The 23774-nt window shown below is 54.2% G+C and carries 24 protein-coding genes and 1 tRNA gene; 9 read left to right on the forward strand and 16 right to left on the reverse strand.

Annotation, left to right across the window (positions count from 1 at the left end):
• Positions 1 to 46 precede the first annotated feature (46 nt).
• Complete coding sequence (locus tag BM258_RS13465; protein ID WP_090073089.1) at positions 47 to 181, forward strand: DUF2256 domain-containing protein; 135 nt, start codon at positions 47 to 49, stop codon at positions 179 to 181.
• A gap of 43 nt (positions 182 to 224) precedes the next feature.
• On the opposite strand, the gene BM258_RS13470 is transcribed toward BM258_RS13465, so the two are convergent.
• Entirely contained in the window at positions 225 to 827 is a 603-nt protein-coding gene (locus BM258_RS13470) for a TetR/AcrR family transcriptional regulator (protein ID WP_090073091.1), read from the reverse strand.
• 123 nt (positions 828 to 950) lie between these two features.
• Between BM258_RS13470 and BM258_RS13475 the strand changes: the two genes are divergently transcribed.
• From BM258_RS13475 to BM258_RS13485, 3 genes are read left to right on the forward strand one after another with little or no spacing between them, the layout of a single operon-like run.
• On the forward strand, positions 951 to 2396 hold the full coding sequence (locus BM258_RS13475) for an efflux transporter outer membrane subunit (RefSeq protein ID WP_210186746.1): 1446 nt from the start codon (positions 951 to 953) through the stop codon (positions 2394 to 2396).
• Between the two features lie 5 nt (positions 2397 to 2401).
• Positions 2402 to 3571 (forward strand): HlyD family secretion protein, encoded by a 1170-nt coding sequence (locus tag BM258_RS13480; RefSeq protein WP_175528066.1) that lies wholly within the window; start codon positions 2402 to 2404, stop codon positions 3569 to 3571.
• A gap of 23 nt (positions 3572 to 3594) precedes the next feature.
• The gene (locus BM258_RS13485) at positions 3595 to 5112 is read left to right on the forward strand and encodes a DHA2 family efflux MFS transporter permease subunit (RefSeq protein WP_090073093.1); all 1518 of its coding nucleotides are present in this window, start codon (positions 3595 to 3597) and stop codon (positions 5110 to 5112) included.
• A 161-nt stretch (positions 5113 to 5273) separates the two neighbouring features.
• On the opposite strand, the gene BM258_RS13490 is transcribed toward BM258_RS13485, so the two are convergent.
• From BM258_RS13490 to BM258_RS13520, 7 genes are all read right to left on the reverse strand, one after another.
• Entirely contained in the window at positions 5274 to 5477 is a 204-nt protein-coding gene (locus tag BM258_RS13490; RefSeq protein ID WP_090073095.1) for a YgaP family membrane protein, read from the reverse strand.
• A gap of 123 nt (positions 5478 to 5600) precedes the next feature.
• Positions 5601 to 6146 (reverse strand): adenine phosphoribosyltransferase, encoded by a 546-nt coding sequence (locus BM258_RS13495; protein ID WP_090073097.1) that lies wholly within the window; start codon positions 6144 to 6146, stop codon positions 5601 to 5603.
• A gap of 301 nt (positions 6147 to 6447) precedes the next feature.
• Complete coding sequence (locus BM258_RS13500) at positions 6448 to 7503, reverse strand: LacI family DNA-binding transcriptional regulator (protein WP_090073099.1); 1056 nt, start codon at positions 7501 to 7503, stop codon at positions 6448 to 6450.
• Positions 7504 to 7716: 213 nt separating this feature from the next.
• Positions 7717 to 8598, reverse strand: coding sequence for a cytochrome c1 (locus BM258_RS13505; protein ID WP_090073101.1), 882 nt, complete (start codon positions 8596 to 8598; stop codon positions 7717 to 7719).
• A gap of 23 nt (positions 8599 to 8621) precedes the next feature.
• A complete protein-coding gene (locus tag BM258_RS13510) occupies positions 8622 to 9875 on the reverse strand; it encodes a cytochrome b (protein ID WP_090073103.1) in 1254 nt (417 codons plus the stop codon).
• A 29-nt stretch (positions 9876 to 9904) separates the two neighbouring features.
• Positions 9905 to 10429 (reverse strand): ubiquinol-cytochrome c reductase iron-sulfur subunit, encoded by a 525-nt coding sequence (gene petA / locus BM258_RS13515; protein ID WP_090073104.1) that lies wholly within the window; start codon positions 10427 to 10429, stop codon positions 9905 to 9907.
• A 382-nt stretch (positions 10430 to 10811) separates the two neighbouring features.
• The gene (locus BM258_RS13520; RefSeq protein ID WP_090073107.1) at positions 10812 to 12635 is read right to left on the reverse strand and encodes an ABC transporter ATP-binding protein; all 1824 of its coding nucleotides are present in this window, start codon (positions 12633 to 12635) and stop codon (positions 10812 to 10814) included.
• Between the two features lie 335 nt (positions 12636 to 12970).
• Here BM258_RS13520 and BM258_RS13525 point away from each other — a divergent pair, with 335 nt between their 5' ends.
• Positions 12971 to 13432 (forward strand): tRNA (cytidine(34)-2'-O)-methyltransferase, encoded by a 462-nt coding sequence (locus BM258_RS13525; RefSeq protein WP_090073109.1) that lies wholly within the window; start codon positions 12971 to 12973, stop codon positions 13430 to 13432.
• 2 nt (positions 13433 to 13434) lie between these two features.
• Positions 13435 to 14352 carry an oxygen-dependent coproporphyrinogen oxidase gene (hemF, locus tag BM258_RS13530; protein WP_090073111.1) on the forward strand — a complete coding sequence of 306 codons (918 nt, stop codon included), beginning with the start codon at positions 13435 to 13437 and terminating at the stop codon, positions 14350 to 14352.
• Between the two features lie 90 nt (positions 14353 to 14442).
• Here hemF and BM258_RS13535 read toward each other — a convergent pair whose 3' ends face one another.
• From BM258_RS13535 to BM258_RS13560, 6 genes are all read right to left on the reverse strand, one after another.
• A complete protein-coding gene (locus BM258_RS13535) occupies positions 14443 to 15099 on the reverse strand; it encodes an HAD family hydrolase (RefSeq protein WP_210186747.1) in 657 nt (218 codons plus the stop codon).
• Between the two features lie 90 nt (positions 15100 to 15189).
• Positions 15190 to 16437, reverse strand: coding sequence for a CCA tRNA nucleotidyltransferase (locus BM258_RS13540; protein ID WP_090073114.1), 1248 nt, complete (start codon positions 16435 to 16437; stop codon positions 15190 to 15192).
• On the reverse strand, positions 16437 to 16700 hold the full coding sequence (locus BM258_RS13545) for a DUF6111 family protein (RefSeq protein ID WP_090073117.1): 264 nt from the start codon (positions 16698 to 16700) through the stop codon (positions 16437 to 16439). Before BM258_RS13545 ends, BM258_RS13540 begins: the two co-directional genes overlap by 1 nt.
• A complete protein-coding gene (locus tag BM258_RS13550) occupies positions 16697 to 17326 on the reverse strand; it encodes a CoA pyrophosphatase (protein ID WP_090073118.1) in 630 nt (209 codons plus the stop codon). Before BM258_RS13550 ends, BM258_RS13545 begins: the two co-directional genes overlap by 4 nt.
• A 9-nt stretch (positions 17327 to 17335) precedes the next feature.
• On the reverse strand, positions 17336 to 18001 hold the full coding sequence (locus tag BM258_RS13555) for a DUF1285 domain-containing protein (protein WP_407062725.1): 666 nt from the start codon (positions 17999 to 18001) through the stop codon (positions 17336 to 17338).
• Positions 18002 to 18136: 135 nt separating this feature from the next.
• The gene (locus tag BM258_RS13560; RefSeq protein ID WP_090073120.1) at positions 18137 to 18637 is read right to left on the reverse strand and encodes a GNAT family N-acetyltransferase; all 501 of its coding nucleotides are present in this window, start codon (positions 18635 to 18637) and stop codon (positions 18137 to 18139) included.
• A gap of 1271 nt (positions 18638 to 19908) precedes the next feature.
• On the opposite strand from BM258_RS13560, the gene BM258_RS13565 reads away from it, so the two are divergent.
• Positions 19909 to 20817, forward strand: a complete 909-nt coding sequence (locus BM258_RS13565; RefSeq protein ID WP_090073162.1) for a metallophosphoesterase family protein — start codon at positions 19909 to 19911, stop codon at positions 20815 to 20817.
• A 46-nt stretch (positions 20818 to 20863) separates the two neighbouring features.
• Here BM258_RS13565 and BM258_RS13570 read toward each other — a convergent pair whose 3' ends face one another.
• Positions 20864 to 21439 carry a hypothetical protein gene (locus tag BM258_RS13570; protein WP_090073123.1) on the reverse strand — a complete coding sequence of 192 codons (576 nt, stop codon included), beginning with the start codon at positions 21437 to 21439 and terminating at the stop codon, positions 20864 to 20866.
• Positions 21440 to 21705: 266 nt separating this feature from the next.
• Positions 21706 to 22482 carry an alpha/beta fold hydrolase gene (locus BM258_RS13575; protein WP_090073125.1) on the reverse strand — a complete coding sequence of 259 codons (777 nt, stop codon included), beginning with the start codon at positions 22480 to 22482 and terminating at the stop codon, positions 21706 to 21708.
• 297 nt (positions 22483 to 22779) lie between these two features.
• On the opposite strand from BM258_RS13575, the gene BM258_RS13580 reads away from it, so the two are divergent.
• Positions 22780 to 22856, forward strand: a tRNA-Met gene (locus BM258_RS13580).
• A 510-nt stretch (positions 22857 to 23366) separates the two neighbouring features.
• The coding region (locus BM258_RS13585; RefSeq protein ID WP_244544699.1) for an FGGY family carbohydrate kinase at positions 23367 to 23774 on the forward strand (408 nt) is incomplete at its 3' end.

Here is a 23774-nt window from a genome sequence, read left to right on the forward strand (position 1 = left end):
CAAACGCTATGGCAGTCGTTAAGGAAAAGAAGAGGAGCCAGCGCCTATGAGCAGGAGCAAGCCGCCTCTACCCAGCAAAATCTGTCCGGCATGCCTCAGGCCATTCAACTGGCGCAAGAAATGGGTGCGTTCCTGGCCGCAGGTTCTCTATTGCTCTGAGCGTTGCCGGCGGCAAAGATAGCGCAGGATCACGCGCACATAATGCAAAACAACCTGTATGCCCATCAGCCAGCCCCGCCATAGGCATTCATGAACGCATCGACAGCTGCATCAACCGCGAGATCGAAATCAAGCAATGGGGGACAACGATACATAATCGGCTCGGCAACTCCGCTTTCTAACAGCCCCTTTAGATGCAGGCTGACAATTTGGGCAGAAGGCCCCGAAATGGCCCCCTGCTGCATTTTGAGCGCCATAAAGTCTTCCACCTCACCCCAGCCACGTCCCTGACCGTTCTTATAAAGCAACTGAGACAGCTTACCTTCGAAATCTTCAGAAACGGCGCTGCGAAAAAGCGCCATGGTTTCCTGATCGGTGATGAAGTCCAGATAGTCGCGTCCGAATTTTTTCAACTGACCCGCCAGATCATCATTGTCCCGGTCCTCGAAAATCCGGAATACAGCGGTTCCTTGATCATCCAATGACTGCATCAGCACGGCGGCAAACAATTCTTCCTTAGAACTGTAGTAACCATAAAGTGTAGCTTTTGACCCCCCAAGCTCCGCAGAAATCGCTGACATGCTGGCCCCATGATAGCCATTCTGGCCAAAGACTTTGGCAGCAACCTGCAGAATCTCGAGCCGTTTTTCATCTGTCTTAACGCGCATGCGACACTCCCTATAAGTGAACACAAGAGTACAGTTTTAGCTTGACGAGCGCAAGTGAAGAATATAACTAAAACGTACTGTACGGTTTTACCGCACCCTGAACCCAATTTGGATTTCCCAACTATGTCGCATTTCAATCTGAACCACCATCGCGCCACGCCAATGGCCCTGAGCATCCTCATTCTCTTGGCTGGCTGCGCCATTCCGCCAAAAGACACCCCGCTCACCGAGATGAAATCGGTTGAAAGCTATCAGACCGGAAAGTCGCTCCTTTCCAGCGCTGCCCAATGGCCATCTGACCATTGGTGGGAAGCCTATAAAGACAAACAGCTAAACCAGTTGATGAAGGAAGGCCTTTCGCAAGCCAACGATATTCGGCTGGCACAGGCGCGCCTCAAATTGGCGAAAGCCGCGACCGGCATGTCCAAGGCCGGCCTGCTTCCCAATGTTGGTGCGCAGGCGTCTGTCGATCAGGAACGCCAGAGCTACCATTATCTGATGGATGAAGCATTCGTGCCTCAAGGCTGGAATGATGGCGGCATCGCGACGCTCAACTTTAATTGGGAAATCGACTTTTGGGGCAAGAACCGGGCCGCACTGGCCGCCGCCAAGGGCGAACAGCAAGCAGCCGAAGCAGAGGCTGCAGCAGCGCGCCTTGCCGTCTCCTCCGGTATCGCACAGGCTTATGCGCAGTTAGCATCGCTTTATGCCAGCCGTGATGCAGCCTCCAGCGCCCTGCGTGTCCGCAACGACAGTCTCAAGCTGATGCAGTCCCGCTTCAATCAGCAGCTTGAAAATGAAAGCGCACTCGAAAGAGCCAAATCCAACCAGCAAAGCACGATCGCCCGCCTTGCTGCCATTGACGAGAATATCGCTCTGGCAAAGAACCAGATGGCAGCTCTTCTGGGCAAAGGACCGGACCGAGGATTGTCCATCAAACGTCCAAGGGTCAACGGCGGTCATTATTATGGCCTACCAAACCAGTTGCCGCTCGACCTTCTGGGACGCCGCCCGGATATTGTTGCCGCACGTCTGAGGGCAGAGGCAGCTGTCAAACGCGTAGATGAGGCCAAGGCTTCCTTCTACCCGAACGTCAACTTGACGGCGATGATTGGCCGACAGGCCCTTGGCCTAGACATGCTACATGCCGGAGACGCAACGCTCGGCTCCATCGGCCCGGCGGTTTCTCTGCCGATTCTGGACGGAGGACGCCTGCGGTCTGGTTTCATGAGATCCAAAGCCAGCCAGGAGATGGCGGTCGCGACATATGATCAGACGCTCACAAGAGCGCTCAAAGATGTTGCCGACGCCATGGTGAGCAAACGCCAGCTCTCCGTGCGCCTGAGAGCAACCCGCAATGCCGTGCAAGCGGCGCAAAATGCCTATGACATTGTCAAGAACCGCTATGAAGGCGGCCTTGCAACCTATCTTGAAGTCCTAGCCGCCGAGGACGCCATGATTGGCGCCCGCGGTGCCGCGGCTGCTCTGAGAGCGCGTAGTTTTGCGCTCGATATTCAGTTGGTCCGTGCTCTTGGTGGAGGCTTTCGTGACATGGAGAAAACCAAGTGAGTGACATGAAAAAAGTACCAACGGATGTAAAACTCGAGAACAAGATCGAAAAGATCTATGAGGATCGCGAGACAGAAATGCCTGAAAAGAAAAGCAAACGCTGGCCCCTGTTTTTTGGCCTCTTCGTCGCTGTAGCGGCCCTTTCTGGCGCCTACTACGCCTATGACACGCTCTATGCGTCCAAGCATGCCATCACCGACAACGCCTATGTGGGCGCAGATATTGCAGGCATCACACCACTGATTGCCGCTCCGGTGAAGGAAGTACGCGTCAGCGATACCCAGCATGTCGCCAAAGGTGATATTCTGGTGGTGTTGGATGATACCGACGCCAAGCTGCATCTGGCACAGGCCGAAGCCGGCTATCAGCAGTCGCTGCGGGCCGTCAAGGCTCTGAACGCAACGGACAAGACCCTGCTCGCCCAGATCGAAGGCCGCAAGGCCGATCAGAAGCGCGCTGAAGCCCAACATGAAATGGCCGAGGCCAATTTCGCCAAGGCCAAGATCGACCTCGAACGCCGCCAGACTCTGGTCGAAAACGGCTCCGTCTCTGGCGATGAGCTGACCATGGCCGAAACCGCCTTCAAGAATGCCGAGGCCAATCTGGGAGCAGCAGAAGCGGCTCTCGAAGCGGCAAGCGCGGGACTTGAAGCCGCGGAAGGTCAGCAAATGGCCAACGCAGCCATGATCGAAGGTGCATCAGTGGAGAACAACCCCCAAGTGTTGGTCGCCAAGGCTCAACGAGATCAGGCTCAAGTCAATCTGGACCGCACGGTCATTCGCGCACCGGTCGACGGTGTCGTGTCCATGCGCCGCGTGCAGGTCGGAGAACGGGTTCAGCCGGGCATGCGCCTGATGGTCGTCGTCCCCCTTGACGAGGTCTATGTCGATGCCAACTTCAAGGAAGTGCAATTGGAAAAGGTTGAGCCGGGCCAATCTGTGACCCTTCATTCCGACCTTTACGGCAGCGATGTCGAATTTGAGGGCACCGTTGTGGGCTTCTCTGGCGGGACCGGCGCTGCCTTCTCCGCCGTCCCTGCCCAGAACGCCACCGGCAACTGGATCAAGGTGGTCCAACGCCTACCGGTCCGCATCGCACTTAATCCAGAACAACTGAAAGACCATCCCCTGGAAGTGGGCCTGTCCATGGAAGCCGACATTCATGTCGCTGAGTAGTCGGACATAAAGGACATAAAAAGATGACGAACGATGACAGCAACAGCCGGCCCCTAACAGGGGCCAGCCTAATAATTGCTGCTCTGGCGATCGGCACAGGCAACTTTCTTGTCGTGCTGGACAGCACGATTGCAAACGTATCGGTCCCAACGATTGCCGGATCTCTGGGTGTTTCCATGTCGCAAGGCACATGGGTCATCACCTCCTACGCGGTGGCGGAAGCCATCACTGTGCCTCTGACAGGCTGGTTGGCCATGAAGTTCGGTGCCGCCCGAACCTTCATTTTCTGCTTCTTTGCCTTTGCGCTGGTCTCCCTTTATTGCGGCATGGCCGGCTCGCTCAACACACTCATTCTCGGGCGCGTCATGCTCGGTCTGGTTGGCGGCCCCATCATGCCTCTCTCCCAGATGCTGCTGATGCGCATCTTCCCCAAGGAGAAAGCCACAGCGGCCTCGGTGCTCTGGGCGATGACGACCCTTATCGGCCCGATTGCAGGCCCTATTCTAGGTGGCATCATCTGCGATAGCTATGGCTGGCAGTGGATCTTCCATATCAAGGTGCCTGTAGCCATTATCGGAGGCCTGGTTGTCTGGGCCTTCCTCAGACATCAGCCAGACCCCAAAACCAAGGCGCGCATTGATGCCGTCGGCCTTGGGTTGCTGATCATCTGGGTCGGGGCTTTGGAAGTCATGCTCGAAGAAGGGCGAGACAAGGATTGGTTCTCCTCGCCGGAAATCTGCATCCTCGGAGCGATTGCCGTCATAGGCTTCCTCTCGTTCCTGATCTGGGAGTTGACCGATGAAAACCCCATCGTAGACTTGCGCATCTTCAGGCACAGGGGCTTTACGGCTGCCTCGGTGACCTTTGCCGGGGGCTTTGCCGCCTTCTTCGCCTCAGTGGTGATCCTGCCTTTGTGGCTGCAGCAGAATATGGGCTACACCGCCACCTGGGCTGGCTATGCCACCGGCATCATGGGCATATTGGCCATGGTATCTGCACCCATTGTTGGCAAGGTGGTCGAAGTGGTTGATGCCCGCATAATTCTCTCGACGGGCCTTTTGGGGCTTGGCGCGATGATGGCATGGCGCATGACTTTCAACAGTGATGTAACCTTCATGCAAATGGCGTGGCCAACGCTCTTCACTGGGCCATTCATGGTGATGTTCTTCGTCCCTGTCACAGGGCTGGCCTTGGCCACCGTGGAGCCCCATGAGCAAGCCAACGCCGCCGGGCTCTCCAACTTCATGCGAACGCTCGCAGGGGCCTTTGCCACGTCTCTGGTGCAGACCCAATGGCAGAATACCGCACGCGTGAAGCAGAATGAGCTCGTTAACATGATGCCAAACACCGACCGGGTCATCAACGACATGATGCAAGGAGGGATGTCCCACGACGCAGCTGTCGGCAGCCTCAGCTACACGATCTACCATCAGAGTGTGCTGCTCTCGACGCTGGAAATGTTCGGCATCATAACCGTCGTCTTCGGCTTTGCCGCCCTGCTGCCATGGTTGGCTCCACGCGCCAACATTGTGCAACACTAGAAAGCGCGGGTCGCGCCTTACGCCACTTCAAAGGGGATAGGCTCCGCGCAAAATAGCAAACGCCCGCTCCAGATACTGATCCGGGGCGGGCGTTTTCATAGCAACCGGCACTACCTGAGACCCAAATCTCGGTAATATCCGGCGGGAATGACCCTATCTATTCAGGCATCTGTCTTTTCAGACGCCGGGCAGCTATTGAACCCGATAAGGGTGTAAAGCGGGCAGAAGCGGAACAAACCGGTCGCCAGTGGAATGATTCCCAACAGGCCCCACAGGGTTTGCGGTCCGATGAAGACGATCGCAAGCAAGACGATACCCACGATCACACGAATGATCCGATCGAGCTTTCCAACATTCACAGTCATGATCTGACTCCTTTGTAGCAAGGATTGCATCTTACTCCCATATAAGCATTCACCCTAGGTAAAACACTTATATGCGATATTAAGTCACAGCGCAGACTCCTGCGCACCGGCATAACAAAGCGATCAGAGCCCTTCAAAGGCTACCAATGTATGCACATCAATACCGCGCTCTTTGAGCAGCGACACGCCGCCAAGGTCAGGAAGATCGATTACGAAAGCAGCCCCTTCAACCTGACCACCCACACTTTGCAAAAGCTCGCAAGCTGCCACAGCCGTGCCGCCGGTCGCAATCAGATCGTCAACGAGAAGCACCTTCTCTCCTGACGCAACCGCATCATCATGCATCTCGATCCGGTCGGTGCCATATTCCAGAGAATAATCCTGAGCAACCACCTTGCCGGGCAACTTGCCCTGCTTGCGGATGGGAACAAATCCCACGCCCAGATAATCCGCCATTGCACCTCCGAAAATGAAGCCGCGCGCTTCGATACCAACAATCTTCTCTATGCCCTTATCAAGATAGGGTGCAGAAAGATCACGGATGGATTGCTTGAAGCCGTCAGCATGGGAAATGAGGCTGGTAATGTCTCTGAAGATGATGCCTCGCTTGGGATAATCCGGAATGGATCGGATGAGGCTCTTGAGATCAAGTTTTTCGCTGCTTTGCATTCGCTAGGCTCCGCTTCTCGCAATTCGTAGATAAGCACCGGCTTCCTGTTGGACGCAGCCGTACCCTTTATCGGCATCCAGTTGCTGGATCTGCCCTCCCCTAGATATGGACAAGAAATCCGGACAAGGCAATTCAAAAAGTGCAAGCAACCCCTCCCAAATGGGCGCAGAAACAACGCATGCAGCGTCATAAAGCGAAAGCCTCCGGACCTCGCCCGCGAAAGCCGCCCCGATTCGGGATCACAAGCTTCACAGGTCAAAGCCGCAAGGGAAAAACCTCTCGGCTACGGCGCAAGCCTGCTCACTTTTCTCCAGGGAGAGGCTGACCGCTCAAATGCAGGGAATGGGGAAGAAAAAGGGGCGAAGGTCTTTCCTCGCCATCCCAGACCGCTTTCAATGCCGCAACACTGCCGCGTCCATAATGTTCGGCAGACACGCCAATAGAGTTCAGCCATCCCGCAATCCATGGATTGAGAGGGCAAGCATCAAACCCGATAAAGCCGAAGTCCCTTACAGGGTCCATAGCGCGTTCGGTAACCTGTCGATAGGCCCCATAAGCCAACATGTCGCTCATGCAAAGGATGACCCTCGGCGGGTTATCGCGCTCCAAAATCTGAGCCATGGCTGCATAGCCCACTTCCAGATGATTAAGCCCTTCAACATGCGCATGCAGGATATCGCGCTCCATAATCCCCGCTTCAGCCAGTCCATCCAGAACGCCCTGACGCCGATAGGTCGCAGCCGTACGATCAAGAGCCCCATGAATGAGCGCCACGTTGCGAATACCCCGCGCAATCAGCAGATCAGCCACGTCGCGCCCGGTCCGGTAATTGTCGATACCCATATAGGGGCTATTGCTATCGTCCGGATCGGGCCGATTGACAAACAGCATCGGCGGGCCACTCTCACGCATCCGGTCGAGAACCGGGCTTCCCACTGCCCCAACGATGATGACCGCCCGCGCCAGTTGGGATTGCATCTCAAGCAGATATTCATCTTGCACATCGGCGCGCTCATAGGTATCGCAAACGGACATGACATAGCCTTCGTCCCGCAGCGCCCTTTCTATAGAAGCAGCAATCGCAGCCATGGTCGGATTTTCGATGGCGGCGGCCAGCAGGCCAATAATGCGACTTTCCTGACAGCGTAAAGCCCTTCCGATGCTCGCCGGACGGTAGTGCAATGCCTCCACGGAAGCCCGAACGCGCTCTACGGTTTGCTTTGATGCCTTGTTGGTGATGCCATTGATAATTCTTGAGGCGGTGGCAATAGAGACGCCAGCATGCGCAGCAACCATGGCAAGGGATACGCGCCCGTTTTTGTTGTTGTTTTTTCTACTTTCGGTTTTTGCTGGCATACAGCCTCTCTATAGCTAAATTTTATACTTCCATATATAGTATTTAATATATCTACAAGCTTCCCGAGATTTTTTCCTTTACACAATCGTAGCAGATCATCTGAGCATACGCCGATCCGGCGCCTCCCCTTTCGATCAACCTTTCAACCAGCACACAAAAAAGGGCCCCGAAAAGGGGCCCTCATTTGACTTCTAATCCAGACGCTTTCGTGATCAGTGCTTCACTTTCGACCACAATTTGCGCTTGGTAAAGAACATCAGGAACGAGAAGACAACAAGGAAGATGAGAGCATTCACGCCCACCCGCTTGCGTTCTTCCAGCTTGGGCTCTGCGGCCCACATCAGGAAGGATGTCACGTCCTTGGCATATTGCTCCGTGGTCATCGGCGTTCCATCGGTATAATCCACCAGCTCGTCAGAAAGCGGTGGAGCCATGCCGATCGCGACACCAGATCCGAATGCCGGATTGTAATATTTGTCGCCGACAGTTTCTTCCAGCTCTTCAGGCGTTTCCTCATAAGAGGTCAGAAGGGCATAGATATAATCCGGCCCATATTCCTGATAGGCGGTTACCGGGTGCCAGATCATACGCAGAATGTCGTTGAACACTTCCACCCCGACATCAGGACCGACAGACGCAGCACGCGCCTTGGCAATCAGGGAAAGATCAGGCGGAGCCTTGCCACCGTTGGCGGCAGCAGCTGCTTCCACATTGGGGAAAGGCGATGGGAAATGATCAAAGGGTTTGCCCGGACGGGTGAACATGTCCCCTTCGGAATCCGGTCCATCCTCGATGTCATAGTCAGCAGCAATCGCTTTGACTTCATCGTCGGTATAGCCAAGCGCCCCTTCCTGCCCCAGATTGCGGAATGCAATATAGTCCAGTGAATGGCAACTTGAACAAACCTCACGATAGATCTGGAAGCCGCGCTGCAGCTGTGCCTTATCAAATTTCCCGAACGGGCCTGAGAAGGTCCAGTCCTGTTTTTCGTATTTGTGCCCGCCTTCACCCGAAGCCATCGCCCCGACGGATGTAACCGCCATGGCGCCAGCAACAACGAGCGCGCGAACCGCAGTTTTGGTAAGCGTAATCATGGGTTGTCCCTTTCCTCGCTCGTTCAGGCTCTTGCTTCTGCAGCAGCAGAATCACCATGTTTGGCCAAGACTGCTTCGTTGATCGACGCGGGCAGTGGCTTCGGTTTCTCAATGAACCCGAGCACCGGCAAAATGACCAGGAAGTAGGCGAAATAGTAAACCGTGAAGATACGCGCCCAGAGCACATAGCCTCCCTCAGCCGGCTTACCACCCAGATAGCCAAGCCCGATGCAGACCACGACAAAAATCCAGAAGAACTGGCGCCCCAGCGGACGATAGTTCATGGAACGAACCTTGGAGGTATCGAGCCACGGCAGCACGAAGAGCACGCCGATCGCACCGAACATGGCCAATACGCCCATTAGCTTGTCAGGAATAGCACGCAGGATCGCGTAGAACGGCAGGAAATACCATTCGGGCACAATGTGCGGAGGCGTCACAAGCGGATCTGCCGGGATATAGTTGTCCGGATGGCCCATGAAGTTTGGCACCATAAACATCATCCAGGCAAAGAACACAAGGAACACGACAATCGCGAAGATATCCTTGATCGTGTAATACGGGGTAAAGGCCACCGTATCATTGCTGTCTTTCACCTCAACCCCGGTCGGATTGTTGTTGCCGACCACATGGAAAGCCCAGATATGCAGGGCAACCACGCCAACCAGCATGAATGGCAGCAGATAGTGCAAGGAGAAGAAGCGGTTGAGCGTCGGGTTATCAACCGAGAAACCACCCCAGAGCAGCGTCACGATTGCGTCGCCAACATAAGGGAAGGCCGAGAACAGGTTGGTAATAACCGTCGCGCCCCAGAAGGACATCTGTCCCCATGGCAGCACATAGCCCATGAAGCCGGTCGCCATCATCAGCAGGAAGATCACGACACCCAAAATCCAGACCACCTCACGCGGGGCTTTGTAGGACCCGTAATAAAGGCCTCGGAAAATATGGATATAAACGGCGATGAAGAACATGGACGCGCCGTTAGAATGCATATAGCGCAGCATCCAGCCCCAGTTCACATCGCGCATGATATGCTCGACAGAGGCAAAGGCCAGCGTGGTGTTGGGCACATAATGCATGACCAGCACAATGCCGGTCACGATCTGCGCCACAAGGCACACGGCGAGAATGGCGCCGAAAGTCCAGAAGTAATTAAGGTTCTTGGGAACTGGGTAAGCAATGAAGGAAGAATGCACCAGACCGGCAATCGGCAGGCGACTTTCCATCCATTTCAAAAACCCGTTCTGCGGCTCGAAGGTCGAATGTCCGCTCATGACTGGTCTCCTTAAGACATTTGCGGGCGTCAGCCGATTTTGATCAGGGTATCGCTAACAAACTCATAGGGTGGCAACTCCAGATTCAGTGGAGCAGGACCCTGGCGGATTCGACCGGCGGAATCATAGTGCGATCCATGGCATGGGCAGAACCAGCCATCATAGTCGCCCTTCTGTCCTTCGGGCACACACCCCAGATGCGTGCAGATGCCGATCATGATCAGCCATTGTTCCTTGCCGGGCTTGACGCGCTCTTCATCGGTCTGAGGATCGCGAAGGTCAGCCACGTCAACAGCTTTGGCCTCTTCAATCTCAGTCGGAGTTCTATGCCGAATGAATACCGGTTTGCCGCGCCATTTGACAGTGAGGCTTTGTCCCTCTTCAATTGAGGAAATATCCACTTCAATGGATGAAAGCGCCACAGCGCTGGCATCAGGGTTCATCTGGTCAATAAATGGCCAAGCGAGCGCAGCTGCGCCGACGGCCCCAAACGCTCCGGTCGCGATATAAAGAAAATCGCGGCGGGTTGGTTCTTCCCTTTCGCTGGTAGCCAAGACGAGGTCCTCTTCTAGCCAGTGTCCAACTTCCAGCTCGCCTGCGCCTCCAAATAATCACGTCCCTTGCGAAACGATAAAGTCCCAAAATCGCGGCGAGCCAATTTCACCGGTGCTCGTTCACATTACCGAGACCAGTCAAACACTTTTTACATTGATCGCTGATGTTGTCTAGAGAGGCAAATCGCAGAAACTGCCGATTTTCAGCAGTTTGGCCTGACAAATTCGTCTTATATCGGCAAAAATTGAGCGAAACACCGCAGGACTACTACTTATCCAAGCAGTTCCCACAAAGCGCGTTTCCGCTTGTCTTCGACCTTTGGATTGGAATGATTCTAGTGGAAAACAGGCCATCATCGGCCAAAATACCCGATTTTGGCAATCAGGCGATAAAACCGCCTGATTGTCTGTCCCACAAAGAAGCATAGAGTCCGCCCTGTGCGAGCAGTTCCTCGTGACTTCCCATCTCCACGATGCGACCGCCATCCATGACAATCAACCGGTCCATGGAAGCAATGGTTGAGAGCCTGTGCGCGATAGCCAAAACGGTCTTGTCTTTCATCAGCAGGTTAAGACTATCCTGAATGGCTGCTTCCACCTCGGAATCAAGAGCCGAAGTGGCCTCGTCAAGCACAAGGATGGGAGCATTCTTGAGAAGAACCCGAGCAATGGCGATCCGCTGGCGTTGCCCTCCGGAAAGCTTGATGCCGCGTTCACCCACTTCGGCATACAGGCCCTTGTTGCCATAGCGGTCTTCCAGATCCTTGATGAAATCAAGCGCCTGCGCCTGCTCCGCAGCCTTGTAGGCGGCCTCTTCACTGGCCCCTTCAAGCCCATAGATGATATTCTCAAGCACCGAGCGATGCAGCAGAGAGGTATCCTGGGTGACAACCCCGATCTGCGCCCTCAAGCTATCCTGCCTGACATCGGCAATATTCTGCCCATCAATACGGATCGAGCCGGAATTGAGGTCATAGAAGCGCAACAGCAAATTGATCATAGTCGATTTGCCAGCCCCGGAGCGACCAACAAGCCCGATCTTTTCTCCCGGACGAATGGTCAGATCCAGACCATCGATCACCGGCTCATCCTTGCCATAGTCAAAACAGACCTTGTCGAAGGTGATTTCCCCGCGCTCAACGATCAGGTGTTTCGCATCATGGGTATCACGCACCAATTGCGGCTGGGAAATCGTACCAATACCATCTTGCACGGTACCGATATTCTCGAACACCCCGCTGACTTCCCACAATATCCACTCGGACATGCCACGCAAGCGCATGACCAACCCCGCCACCAGAGCAATATCCCCCGGCAGGACCAGCCCGACTTGCCAGAAATAGATGCCAACCGCGACCGAACTGAACAGCAGCAGATTGTTCAGCGTCTTGAGGGTGATCTCCATGATCGTCACCAGACGCATCATCGAATAAACATTATTCATGAAGCCGGTCATCGACTGCTTGGCATAATTATCCTCGCGGGCCGCATGGGAAAACAGCTTGACGACGGAAATATTGGAATAGGCGTCAACCACCTTTCCCACCATCTCCGAACGCGCATCCGCCTGATCACGGGAGATATCGCGCATCTTGGGCACGAAATAGACCAAAGCTCCGATATAGCCAATGATCCATAGAAGCATCGGTAAGGCGAGTTGCCACTTGGCCGTACTGACAAGATACAGCGCCGAGAGGAAATAAACGCAGACATAGACGAACACGTCCGCCAGACGCGATACCACTTCGCGCACGGCCAGGGCCGTCTGCATCACCTTTTGCGCCACCCGACCGGCAAACTCGTCCTGATAGAATTCCATCGACTGGCGCAACAAATAGCGATGCAGGCGCCAGCGGATCGACATGGGATAGTTGCCCATAACAGTCTGGTGGAAGAGGATCTGCCAAATTGCCTCCAGTCCCGGCATGATGATGAGCAACAACACGCCCATCCAAATGAGATCGCCACCATGATCAGTCATGAAAGTAGCTCGATCACTATCGGCGAACCAGTTGACCAGATCACCGACAAAACCGAACAGGCTGACTTCGATAATCGCGATCAACGCGGTTATCACGGAAACGACGACCATATAGGGAGCCACAGGGCGGGTGTAATACCACATGAAAGCCCAGAACCCTTGCGGTGGCTGCTCAAGACTATAGTCGGCAAACGGGTCAACCAGCTTTTCAAAAAAGGAAAACATCACGATGCTACCGGAGAGATCCGGTCCTGTTACGACGGACAAAGGGGTGAGAAAACGCACACGCGAGAAGTTACCCGACCATCGGATCGCCACGCCCACGCTTTGATGCAGATTATGCGCAGCTTATATCAGCTTTGATGACAAAATAAGCATGAATAATTCTAAACACAGTTATGAACTGTGCTGTGATATTAATCACACGCTGCTGAAGGCTTGGGCAAAGAGAAAGACATTGCCTTGGTGCGCAACCTAATACACTTGGGAAGCAGGCGATTTCCAGTCGACAGCCATAACATTTCCATTGTGATTCACGATCAAGACTGTAAAACCAACCCATGACTACTATAGATATTGCCCTTTTCCAGCCGGACATACCGCAGAACACGGGAACCATTCTGAGAATGGCTTCCTGTCTGGCTCTGCATGTTCATATCATCGAACCATGTGGTTTCACGCTCAATGACCGAACCCTGCGCCGCGCTGGCATGGACTATCTCGAACGCGCCAGTTTCACCAAGCATATCTCATGGAACCACTTCAAGGATTGGCAAAAGGAAAGCGGCAGACGGCTGCTCCTTGCCACCACCAAGGCGTCTCAATCCTTTTATGAAATCACCTATAAGGCCGGTGACATTATCCTCTTTGGCAGAGAATCCGCTGGCGTTCCTGATGAAGTGCATGACTATGTGACCGAGCGCATCACGATTCCCATGCGCGCGGGCGAGCGCTCGCTGAATCTGGCCATCTCGACAGCAATGATAACCACCGAAGCCCTACGGCAAGTGAGATCTTATTGACGATGAGTGAAACAGCAAACAGCACCATCCCCGAAGGCCTGCCAGCCGATCTTGAGGCCAAGAAACAACGCGCCACCGACTGGTTCCGAACCCTGCGAGATCGCATTTGCACCGAGTTCGAGGCAATCGAGCAGGAGTTGAAGGGATCCGGCCCCTTGCAAGAACCGGGCAACTTTGTTCGCACCCCTTGGGAACGCACCGACCATTCCGGAGCCAAAGGCGGCGGCGGAGAGATGTCGATCATGAAGGGTCGCGTCTTTGAAAAAGTCGGTGTGCATGTCTCCACGGTCCATGGTGAATTTGCGCCCCAGTTCCGCGACCAGATCCCCGGTGCATCGGAAGATCCTCGTTTCTGGGCCTCGGGCATTTCGCTGATTGCCCATTTGCAGAATCCGCATGTTCCCGCCGTGCATATGAACACCCGCATGATCGTCACCACTCGTCAATGGTTTGGTGGCGGTGCGGATCTGACGCCCGTTCTGGCCAATCGCCGCAGACAGGAAGACCCAGACAGCATCGCCTTTCACAAGGCCATGCAGGAGGCCTGCAACAAGCATTCTGTAGCCGATTATCAAGCCTATAAGGAATGGTGCGACCGCTATTTCTATCTACCGCACAGGAATGAAGCCCGCGGCATTGGCGGCATCTTCTATGATCGCCACAATAGCGGTGACTGGGAAGCCGATTTCGCCTTTACGCAGGATGTCGGACTGGCCTTCCTAAACATTTATCCAATGCTTGTGCGGCGCCAGATGGGAGAGCCATGGACCGATGCAGAACGTGAGGAACAGTTGATCCAGCGCGGGCGCTATGTGGAATTCAACCTGCTCTATGACAGAGGCACCATTTTCGGCCTGAAGACCGGCGGCAATGTGGATTCCATCCTGTCGTCCATGCCGCCAGAGGTCAAATGGCCATAGGCCAGACGGCTAGCCTGCCCCCATCAAGCCAGACCCCAGCAAGCCTGAACACGGCAAGAATAAACAAAGGGCGAAGCGGCGTCGCTTCGCTTATCCCTCACCATGCTGGTTCAGCAATTCGGGCAATTGGCTCATATCCCTGAAAATGCGGGCGCCATGGGCAGCAAGGGCCTGGCCAGTGCCCTTGGGCGCATAGCCAAAACAGAGCATCCCTGCCCTTTGCGCCGCCAACGCTCCGCTAGCGCTGTCTTCAATCACGACACATTGATCCGCAGTCACGCCCATTGCTTCGGCCGCAGCCAAATAGAGCCCCGGCTCGGGTTTGGCTATGCCGATGGTCCTTGCAGAAAAGCGACGCCCGTCAAACCGCTCCCACAGGCCGGTCTGTCCTAGTGTGATTGACATTTTCTCGTCCGACCCATTGGAGGCAACACAATAGGGCACGCCTTTCTCATCCAGCAGATCCAAAACCGCAATCACACCGGCAATAGGCTCAACACCCTCGCGCAATCGACCATGCAGCTCCTTGCGATATTCCATGCACCAATCGTCAGGCAGATCGGCCCCCATGGCCTTGAGCGTTTCAAACTCGGTCTGCAAAGTACCGCCGACAAATTTTCGCTCGGCCTCTTCAATCGTGAGAGTCATACCATGGCGCGCGAGATTGGCGACCAGCACTTCATTGGCAGGCGTCTCACTATCAACGAGCACGCCATCGCAATCAAAAATAACAAGAGCAGGAAACAAGAGACAACTCCGGACAGTTGCAGGCAAGCGCTCGCGATACAGCCCGACCAGATCGCGTCTCGCAGAAGAGAGCGCAGGCCGAAAAGGCATCTAACGCAAGGATCTTGCCATGGAAAGCAATTGCCCTTTGCTTAGCGCAAATCCGCTGGAGACCCAAGCCTTTTCCAGTTGCCCCAGATGGTTGCCGATCTTGGGCCCCGGCTTCATGCCTTTATCGATGAGATCACGTCCGTTGAGCGGAAAAACAGGCACTGTCCAAAGAGCAATATCGCGCAGCAGCATTGAGAGCTCGGTCAAGTCAGGGGCAATCTGCCGTCTGACCAGCGCCAGCAGCACCAGATCCCGTGCGGTCTCCTTGCCATGCGCGTAGGCCAGCTGTTCAAGCACCTGCTCATTAATGGTCTTGATGCTGCGCACAGTTTTCGCCATACGCATCATCGCGTCGCGATTGCGGTTGGGCAGTCGCAGGGTCTTGGCCAGCCGCTCGGCATCTTCGCGCACATCAATGCAGAGCGCGGTCATAAGAAGATTGAGATCCGGCTTGAGATAAAGCTGCGCGGCCAGTTGCTTCAATCGAGCAAACCGCGCCAGATGGGGCACACAGGCCAACAGCCCCGTGAGCATGCCACCCTGATGCATGGCATCCAGAGCCTTGAGCGCAAAAGGCCCCTCCAGAAGCTTGACCATCTCCGCCCCGATCCGCTCAGCAGAGAGCGTTGGCAGCGAGGCTTGCGCGGCAATACAGGCTTGATAGTCGCCCTCTTCCAAACGCTCGCCATACTGGGAGAAGAAACGGAAAAACCGCAAGATGCGCAAATAGTCTTCGGCTATCCTTCTGTCTGCATCGCCAATGAAGCGCACATGCCGCGCACGCGCGTCCTTGATGCCCTGACCGACAGGATCATATAGTCGCCCCTCAGCATCCATATAGACGGCATTCATGGTGAAGTCGCGCCGGTGAGCATCCTCGCCCCAGTCACGCCCGAAAGCCACCTCTGCGTGGCGTCCATCGGTTTCAACATCGGTGCGTAGGGTGGTCAACTCAAAGGGGCGTCCGTCGATGACCAGCGTCACCGTTCCATGGTCAATGCCGGTCGGGATGGCCTTGATGCCCGCCTCTTGGGCCCATGCCATGATGGTGTGCGGCTCGGCCGTGGTAGCGCAATCGATGTCGGACACCTTGGCTCCAAGCAATGAATTGCGCACAGCGCCACCCACAACACGCACTTCTTCCCCGTCGCGATTGACCAGAGAAAAAACTGTCTGCAACGAAGGATCATTGCGCCACCCGAAAGCGGGATCATCCGCAACACCGCAGCTATGGTCTTGCGCGCTCATCACTCACTCATGATCTGCCCGGGCACAACCTTGTCCCCGTCAAAATGGGCTGGAACATAGGTGCCGCTTAGCGGGTTGTTATTGACCACCGACATGGTGATAAAGCCAGCCAGACAGAAGAGAATGCCTGCCAGCACGAGCCAGTATCGGGGTGCGTCAATCCATGCCCGCTTATTGATCTTTCTTGTCAGAAAAAGGTAAGCCGCATAAAGAATGAATGGCAGCAGGAACAGAATAACTTGCGTTATGATGACGCGGATCATGAATGATAGACCGTCTCGTAAAGGTTTCTAAGGATACCAGCGGTAACCCCCCAGATATAGTGATCCTTGTAAGGCATTGCAAAGTAATGACGCGTTTTTCCCCGCCACTCCCCACTCTTGCGCTGATGGTTGGCAGGGTCCATCAGAAAGCGCAGGGGCACCTCGAAAATTTCGTCGACTTCACAAGGGTTTGGCACCAAATCGAAGCCCGATTGAACGGTCGAGAGAACAGGAAAAATCCGGTATCCGGTGGAGGAAATATAGGGGCGAAGCAGTCCGAAAGTATCAACATAGCGTGAGGCAAGGCCGATCTCTTCATCCGCTTCTCGCAAGGCAGCCCCTTGCGGAGAATCATCTCCGTCATCCACCTTGCCCCCGGGAAAGGCAATCTGCCCGGCGTGAGAAGGCAAATGGCTGGTGCGCTGGGTCAAAATGACCGTCGCCTCCTGCCCCCTATCAACAATCGGAATGAGGACCGCCGCATCTCTGAGTGCCACGACCTCGCCTTCATGCCACGCCAGATCCTTGATGGGCGTCTGCTCGACCGGCGAGCGATGGCTCTCGGCATCACGCGCGAGCGCCTCAACAACCCGCTGACGAAACTCAAGAGCTGAAAAATCCGTCATTCCATTCCCTCAAGCCATTCCTTCAAGCATGGCCAATTCTTCCATTGAACAAATGGGAAAGGCATCACCGCTGCGGATACCGAAATGCCCACATGTGTCTCCCGTTCCTTCCTCGGCAAGAGCCACAAGATCGAACATCAAGGCCCGTGTTACCAGAGCCTCAAGCCCACCGCGCACGCGCAAATAGGCCTTGAGACCGTGGGTCCCATCCTCAAGCGCAAAGCGCAGTGGATGGTCGGCATCAAGCGGAACAAGATCGTCAACATTTGTGCGAAAAACAAGACGTCCACTGTGATCCGGCATATCTGCCTCTGCAGCCATCTCGACAGCCAGAAAGGGAGCATCGTCGACAGTGATGCGCAGCTTTTCAACCGGCGTAACAAGATAGGTCTGCCCGTCTTCTTCCCTTCGCAGCACAGACGCAAAGAGCCGCACCAGAGCGTCGCGCAGAATGGGCGTGCCCTGATAGAACCATGTCCCGTCGCTGGCAATACGCATATCGATATCACCGCAAAATTCAGGATGCCATGTCTCGACAGGCGGCAGGGCACGGTTGTCTCCTGCCCGCTCCATCAGAGCAGACAGGCTGGCAGGCATTGTTGGCAACAGGGCCTCATCCTCGCCGTGGGACGTAGCGCCCCTCTGCGTTCTTTGCTGATGCTGCTTGTCGTTCATTGCGTTCCAAAATCCAGATCTTCCCTGGTCACGCGACTAAACAATGATCCGCGACGCAGGGAAACCGCAATGAATATAGGACGCTAGTCAGCGAGCGCAATGAAATTCTAACATTGGGTGATCCAGACGGCTCGATCAAACACCCGGCTTGACCATCCCCTTGCATTGCCCTACAGCCTCGACATCAAGAGGCAACAGCAGAAGACGCAGAGGATCGACCGGTCCGGGCATCTCAATAGCGCCCATGGGCACGCGCTCAAAGCCGAACCGCGCATAATAGTCATAATCGCCAACCAGCAGGATGGCGCAATAGTCCAGATACTTGGCGTCATGAATGGCCCGTCCCATCAGAAGCTTGCCGGCTCCCTTATTCTTGAAATCAGGATTGACGGCCAAAGGCCCCAGCAGCAAGGCACGACATCCCCCGATCCGGATGGGAGACAACCGCACAGAGCCAGCCAGATGGCCATGAGAGGTAGCCACAAAGCTTAAGGAGGCCTCAGGTTCAACCGCTTCGCGCACACGGAATGCGGTCCTAGCAAAACGACCGGGACCGAACGCATCACGATGCAGCTGTTCAATCGCACTCACATGAAGCGGGAGCTCACGCTCAAGGGTAAAGTCTAACTCACACATTGGGGGATTTCCGTTTTGTGACCGCATGGGCGGCATTGCCTTGTTTGATGCTCGGATTGGGCGCATTTGCGAAGCAGAGCAGCTTTCCTTTATGAAACGCCATGCTCAAATACGCTTGCGCCAACTATTGTTATGGTTTCCGTCGTCGTAGCATCATTGAAGGTCTCTCCTATTCGTTAGCTCCCAGCTACCACAGTCTTCCGATGCTGTCTATACGTCACATAATATTTCAAACAACAAAATAACAAAATTAAATTCCAAATATTCTATATAAAAAGCACAATTCACCGAACAACTAACCCCTTCTGCCTCATCGTGGCCGGTTGAGCGCTGGCGAGCCGCTATTACCTATCCCCGACGCTCAAAGGCTCCCCCAATGCCGAGTGACATCATTCCCTAACGACTGGAATCACCACAACAGCGCCCCGCAGGTCCGATCCATCCCCAAATGACGCGTTTGACAGGCCTTTCAATTTTGTGCGGACCGCCCTCGCTCGCTAGGCGTTTTTGCATAAGTACAAATAGCAAAGCCCGAGCAACAGACGCGCAATCTTACACCGCCTGAACCAGCCTGAATGAAAGATGATTTCAATCGCTCTCAAGAGAGCAACAAGGCCCAGCAAAAGCGTCCGCTTTGCGCGCCAAAATTCTAGGCAGCCAATCCTCCAAAATTGCACATTTTATAATCATGCTAAAATTTCAGACAAATTCAGCCCTTAATTGCGAAACCCGCCAACGAAGACTTATCAACCAGAAAGTGAAAGTCAATTCTGCTTATATTATTTATTAACAATTTGATATTATTATATATTTCCAACGAACCAGAAATTGCATGGCAGACATGCAAGATTTCGACTATATTCCTATTGGTTTATCAGGAATATGAGCGCAAATTTCAAATATGTGCTGCTTTTTTCAGCAGTTTATGTCTAAAAATTCATCAAACCGGAGCAAGGCCATGATGAAGTTCCTGAAGAAAAGCAAAAAAACTGCTCGCTATCACTGGCAACCAGCAGTCAATATGTCCGACCGCAAAGTCGTGAACACCCTCATCAATCCGATGGGCTAACACGCGCTTTTCGGCTGTCTCCAATCAGCTGAAATGAACAAAATGCGGCCACACAAAAAGGCAAGAGCCAGCGCAAGGCTCTTGCCTTTTTTATTGCCGGCCTAGGTCCCATCTCTCCAATGCCATGACAGATCTCGAGTAATTGGGGTGAAGCTCAAAAAGCATCTGGACGTACAGCATAAAAAGAACTATGCGCTATCTTATGTTTAGATTGGCGCATATCTCAGACCCCCACCTTGGCCCCCTGCCCGAAGCAACAGCCTGGCAGCTCGCCAACAAGCGTATTTTCGGCTATGTCAATTGGCGCCGAAACCGCAAGGGTGTGCTGACCACAGACACTCTGGACAATCTCATCACGGACATGCAGGAGCAGCACCCGGACCATCTGGCGGTAACGGGAGATCTTGTCAATCTGGCCCTGCCTGCGGAGATCGCCAACGCAAAGCGCTGGCTGACCACATTGGGCTCGCCCGAAGACGTATCGGTCATTCCCGGCAACCATGATGCCTATGTACCCAACGCCCGCATGAAGGCCGAAGAAGCCTGGCGTCCCTTTATGAGCGGAGACATTGCCCATTCTGGCCCGCTGACCTTCCCCTATCTCAGAGTACGCGAAAAGGTCGCTATCATCGGCGTCAATTCAGCCCGGGCAACCTTGCCTCTATTGGCAACCGGCTATTTCCGTAAATCTCAGGCCAAGAAGCTCGCCAAGCTGCTCGATGAGTGCAAGGAAAAGGGCCTATTTCGTGTTGTCATGATTCACCATCCGCCGTTGAAACGCTCCACGCATTGGCACAAGCGGCTGATCGGCGGCTCACGCTTCCGCAAAACACTGGCCAAGCATGGTGCAGAGCTGGTTTTGCACGGCCACACTCACCTATTGACCAAAGACAGCACCGAAGGTCCAAATGGGCGCATTCCGGTCATCTGCGTTCCCAGCGCCTCGCAAGGGTTTGGCAACAGCCATAAGCCGGCAGCACGTTTCAATCTATTTGATATCGATGGAGAGGCTGGAAATTGGAGCTGCAGGCTCATCGAGCGCGGCTATTCCTCTGAAGACAAGCTGATCAGCGAGTTGGGCAATCAGATGCTCTCCATTCCCAACGGATAAAGACGCTGCAATACGGCACCTCAACAGCGCAAGGCACTCAGGTCATCTAGAAATTGGTTGGCAGGAACCAGGCGTAAAGCACCAGACCAATTGCACCAGCAAGAATGCCGCACAGGAACCACCAGATGGCGTTGGAACCGCCCGACTGGCTACGCTTGGCCAAAGCCGCGGTTTTGGGATTGATCGCCTTATCGGACATCTTGTTGAGCAGATAATCGGACTCGATTGCCTTCTCACGCTCGATGATGCGTTCAGCCAAATAATGGGTCACGGAATCGGCCACATCATCCACGTCCTGACTTTGAGCCAGCACAACCCGACCAAGCCGGGTATCCTTAAGAAAGCGATAAGTCCGCTTGTCGCGGGCCATTTCGACGAAGCTCGTGATATCGATCCAGAAGCGCGGTTTACGACCCGGAACGATCTGGAAGGTCAGCATTTCCATATCTTCGGGCAGCTCTTTGGCGACATCCTCGAGTGCCTCATGGAGAATCTCCAAACGGGCACGCTCGGTGTCACCAAGCTCGACAACCACGCTGCTCTGTTCCACATCAGCGATCCGGACATCACGAATGGCACGGTCGAGACTTCTTTTATTTTCAGTATGTTGCTGCTCTTCCATGTCCGAATCCCGTCCGTCTGCTCAAAACCATTTTCGCCAGAGGCAAACCTGATTCCTCGTCCCCATCCATTGCAATAAGTTGAGCGAATCAAAAGCGCATCTGACTGATGTCCCCTCTCTAAAGACCTCAAACGACGGCTTCTGTCATCTCTCGAATACAGACTATCAATATATGCTCTCGCTTAACGTTAAGCAATTGTTAAGAGATGAGGACAGCAAAACATGGTTAAAGCAATCAATATTAACCAACAGCAGCCGACGCTCTCTTAACGAGCAGAGCGAATGGATTGCCGGATGAGAGCCAACACCTCGCGGCTGGCCTCCAGATGCACCATATGGCCGGCTTTCTCGAAAATATGCACGGCTATCATGGCAGGCAGGCCAACGCATTGCCCGACAGGTATGACGCGATCCTGACGCCCCCAGATAACCTTGATCGGAAGTGACAAGCCCCCCAACTCATCCAGAGGCAGCGTCTTCTGCCTCTTGCCATCGAGAATGGCCTCAGCGGTCCGCTTCAGACTTTCGCACACATGCGGATCCTGACGCAGCTGCGCCGCATAGCCAGCCATGGCACGGGGCAACCGGAACTCGGAGCCGAAAAACTGCTCCAGCACCATCTGCAAGCCTTCTTCATCTGTCTGCGCTGCATAGCGGCGCAACAGGGCTTGATTGATTTCAGGTCCGAAGCCCCCCGGAGCCAGAAGGCTGAGAGACGCGACAAGCTCAGGCCGCCTCAGGGCGATGACGGCAGCTGCAGCCCCGCCCATGGAATGCCCCGCCAGATGCACCTTGCCAATACCCATTGCTTCCAGATCATCCAGAACCGCTTTTGCGGCGACCACAGCATTGCATGTCTTGGGATAGTCCAGCGAGCCGCCATGTCCCGGCAAATCGAACGCAAGAGAGCGCCAGGACCCTGCTAGCCCCACCTGAAAATTCAACCAGCTGCTCACATCACCACCAAAGCCATGCAAGAACACGACGGGCGCGCCCTCTCCTTCGCCCATATCCACGCAATTCAATCTGGTCTGCACGTCCATTTCTCCTGCAATCACCGCATAATACTAAGCCTATATAAGAAACAAGAGGTCTTCCAAGCAAGGAAGTCTTTCACGGGAAGAAATAAAGCAATCCCGCCTCGCAATCGTATGAAGCGGGCCAGCGTTCATCGCCAATTGACAAGATACGTATTCTTCCGCTTCCTCTTGCGCTATCGCCAAGGGCTTTATTCACAACAGAAAATTTTCTGCCTACATGCTGCAAAGCCAGCTTGACAGCCCAACACACGATGCCTATAAGCCTCACACACCGCGCCCAAACGGGCAAGCAAACGGTTCGGCGGAGTAGCTCAGTTGGTTAGAGCAGCGGAATCATAATCCGCGTGTCGGGGGTTCAAGTCCCTCCTCCGCTACCAAAATTCCCCCTTCAATTCAGGAACTTACAACAATTCGCTTTCTTGAATTGGTTGTGGTTTTACACTTTTTCTGCAAAAGCCTTACATTTCTTTCTCTTTTTCGTTTCTCCAAGCGCTTTTCACAAACACAATGTGGCGCGCCTTTTCAGTCCGTACAAGTCGCTTTAGACATTAGCATTCTATAACTCTCCCTCAAATACAAAGAAGACATCCCATCCCCTTACTTGGAAAGCATAAGGGGCATCGATGACCCGCTTGCCTAAATGGGGAGATCAGCCCACCAACCCGATAGAAAACTGACAAAGACTTTCAGAGCCTTTTACAATAGAGATCAACCTATTGATTTATAATATCAATCATATTGACTAGTCATATCTCGCCAACAGATAGCTAAAAATTGACTTTTTTACCCTGTCTGAATTTGAAGCCAGTGGCTAACTAAATGCGTAGCGCTCGATCGAAGGATCATCTTTGGGAGAGGCAAAGGCGTTGCACATTTGGGAGGAGATCATGGTCACCAAGGCCGTTGTTGCGGTGGATCTGGGGGCGTCATCGGGGCGCGTGCTCAAGGTTGCGCTGTCTGATGGACAGCTCTCTTTGCAAGAGATCAATCGCTTTCCTCATGGCCCCAAGTCAATTGATGGTCGCCTTTGCTGGGATCTTGATTATCTCTGGGGTGGCATCCGGCAAGGCATTGGTAAGGCCTTCGCCTCAGATCCGACCATCGCCTCCATCGGCGTCGATAGCTGGGCCGTGGACTTCGTGCCCGTGGATGAGGATGGAGCGGCCTTGTTGCCCTTTGTAAGCTATCGAGATGCCCGCACCGAAGGCATCATGCCCGATTTCTATCGCAGAAGCAGGATCAGCGCCCATGAGCTGTTCGAGAAGACCGGCATCCAGTCGCTGGAACTCAACAGT

Origin of the sequence: Cohaesibacter marisflavi, assembly GCF_900115225.1 — a bacterium.
GTDB lineage: Bacteria > Pseudomonadota > Alphaproteobacteria > Rhizobiales > Cohaesibacteraceae > Cohaesibacter > Cohaesibacter marisflavi.

Excerpts from the sequence above, each read along its gene's own strand:
- BM258_RS13490 (WP_090073095.1), bottom strand. The coding sequence starts at position 5,477 with ATGACTGTGAATGTTGGAAAGCTCGATCGGATCATTCGTGTGATCGTG.
- BM258_RS13480 (WP_175528066.1), top strand. The coding sequence starts at position 2,402 with ATGAAAAAAGTACCAACGGATGTAAAACTCGAGAACAAGATCGAAAAG.
- BM258_RS13570 (WP_090073123.1), bottom strand. The coding sequence starts at position 21,439 with ATGGAAGAGCAGCAACATACTGAAAATAAAAGAAGTCTCGACCGTGCC.
- BM258_RS13565 (WP_090073162.1), top strand. The coding sequence starts at position 19,909 with ATGTTTAGATTGGCGCATATCTCAGACCCCCACCTTGGCCCCCTGCCC.
- BM258_RS13510 (WP_090073103.1), bottom strand. The coding sequence starts at position 9,875 with ATGAGCGGACATTCGACCTTCGAGCCGCAGAACGGGTTTTTGAAATGG.
- hemF (WP_090073111.1), top strand. The coding sequence starts at position 13,435 with ATGAGTGAAACAGCAAACAGCACCATCCCCGAAGGCCTGCCAGCCGAT.
- BM258_RS13500 (WP_090073099.1), bottom strand. The coding sequence starts at position 7,503 with ATGCCAGCAAAAACCGAAAGTAGAAAAAACAACAACAAAAACGGGCGC.
- BM258_RS13465 (WP_090073089.1), top strand. The coding sequence starts at position 47 with ATGAGCAGGAGCAAGCCGCCTCTACCCAGCAAAATCTGTCCGGCATGC.
- BM258_RS13505 (WP_090073101.1), bottom strand. The coding sequence starts at position 8,598 with ATGATTACGCTTACCAAAACTGCGGTTCGCGCGCTCGTTGTTGCTGGC.
- BM258_RS13520 (WP_090073107.1), bottom strand. The coding sequence starts at position 12,635 with ATGTTTTCCTTTTTTGAAAAGCTGGTTGACCCGTTTGCCGACTATAGT.
- BM258_RS13560 (WP_090073120.1), bottom strand. The coding sequence starts at position 18,637 with ATGTGTGAGTTAGACTTTACCCTTGAGCGTGAGCTCCCGCTTCATGTG.
- BM258_RS13555 (WP_407062725.1), bottom strand. The coding sequence starts at position 18,001 with ATGAACGACAAGCAGCATCAGCAAAGAACGCAGAGGGGCGCTACGTCC.
- BM258_RS13470 (WP_090073091.1), bottom strand. The coding sequence starts at position 827 with ATGCGCGTTAAGACAGATGAAAAACGGCTCGAGATTCTGCAGGTTGCT.
- BM258_RS13475 (WP_210186746.1), top strand. The coding sequence starts at position 951 with ATGTCGCATTTCAATCTGAACCACCATCGCGCCACGCCAATGGCCCTG.
- BM258_RS13545 (WP_090073117.1), bottom strand. The coding sequence starts at position 16,700 with ATGATCCGCGTCATCATAACGCAAGTTATTCTGTTCCTGCTGCCATTC.
- BM258_RS13525 (WP_090073109.1), top strand. The coding sequence starts at position 12,971 with ATGACTACTATAGATATTGCCCTTTTCCAGCCGGACATACCGCAGAAC.
- BM258_RS13485 (WP_090073093.1), top strand. The coding sequence starts at position 3,595 with ATGACGAACGATGACAGCAACAGCCGGCCCCTAACAGGGGCCAGCCTA.
- BM258_RS13550 (WP_090073118.1), bottom strand. The coding sequence starts at position 17,326 with ATGACGGATTTTTCAGCTCTTGAGTTTCGTCAGCGGGTTGTTGAGGCG.
- BM258_RS13575 (WP_090073125.1), bottom strand. The coding sequence starts at position 22,482 with ATGGACGTGCAGACCAGATTGAATTGCGTGGATATGGGCGAAGGAGAG.
- BM258_RS13495 (WP_090073097.1), bottom strand. The coding sequence starts at position 6,146 with ATGCAAAGCAGCGAAAAACTTGATCTCAAGAGCCTCATCCGATCCATT.
- BM258_RS13540 (WP_090073114.1), bottom strand. The coding sequence starts at position 16,437 with ATGAGCGCGCAAGACCATAGCTGCGGTGTTGCGGATGATCCCGCTTTC.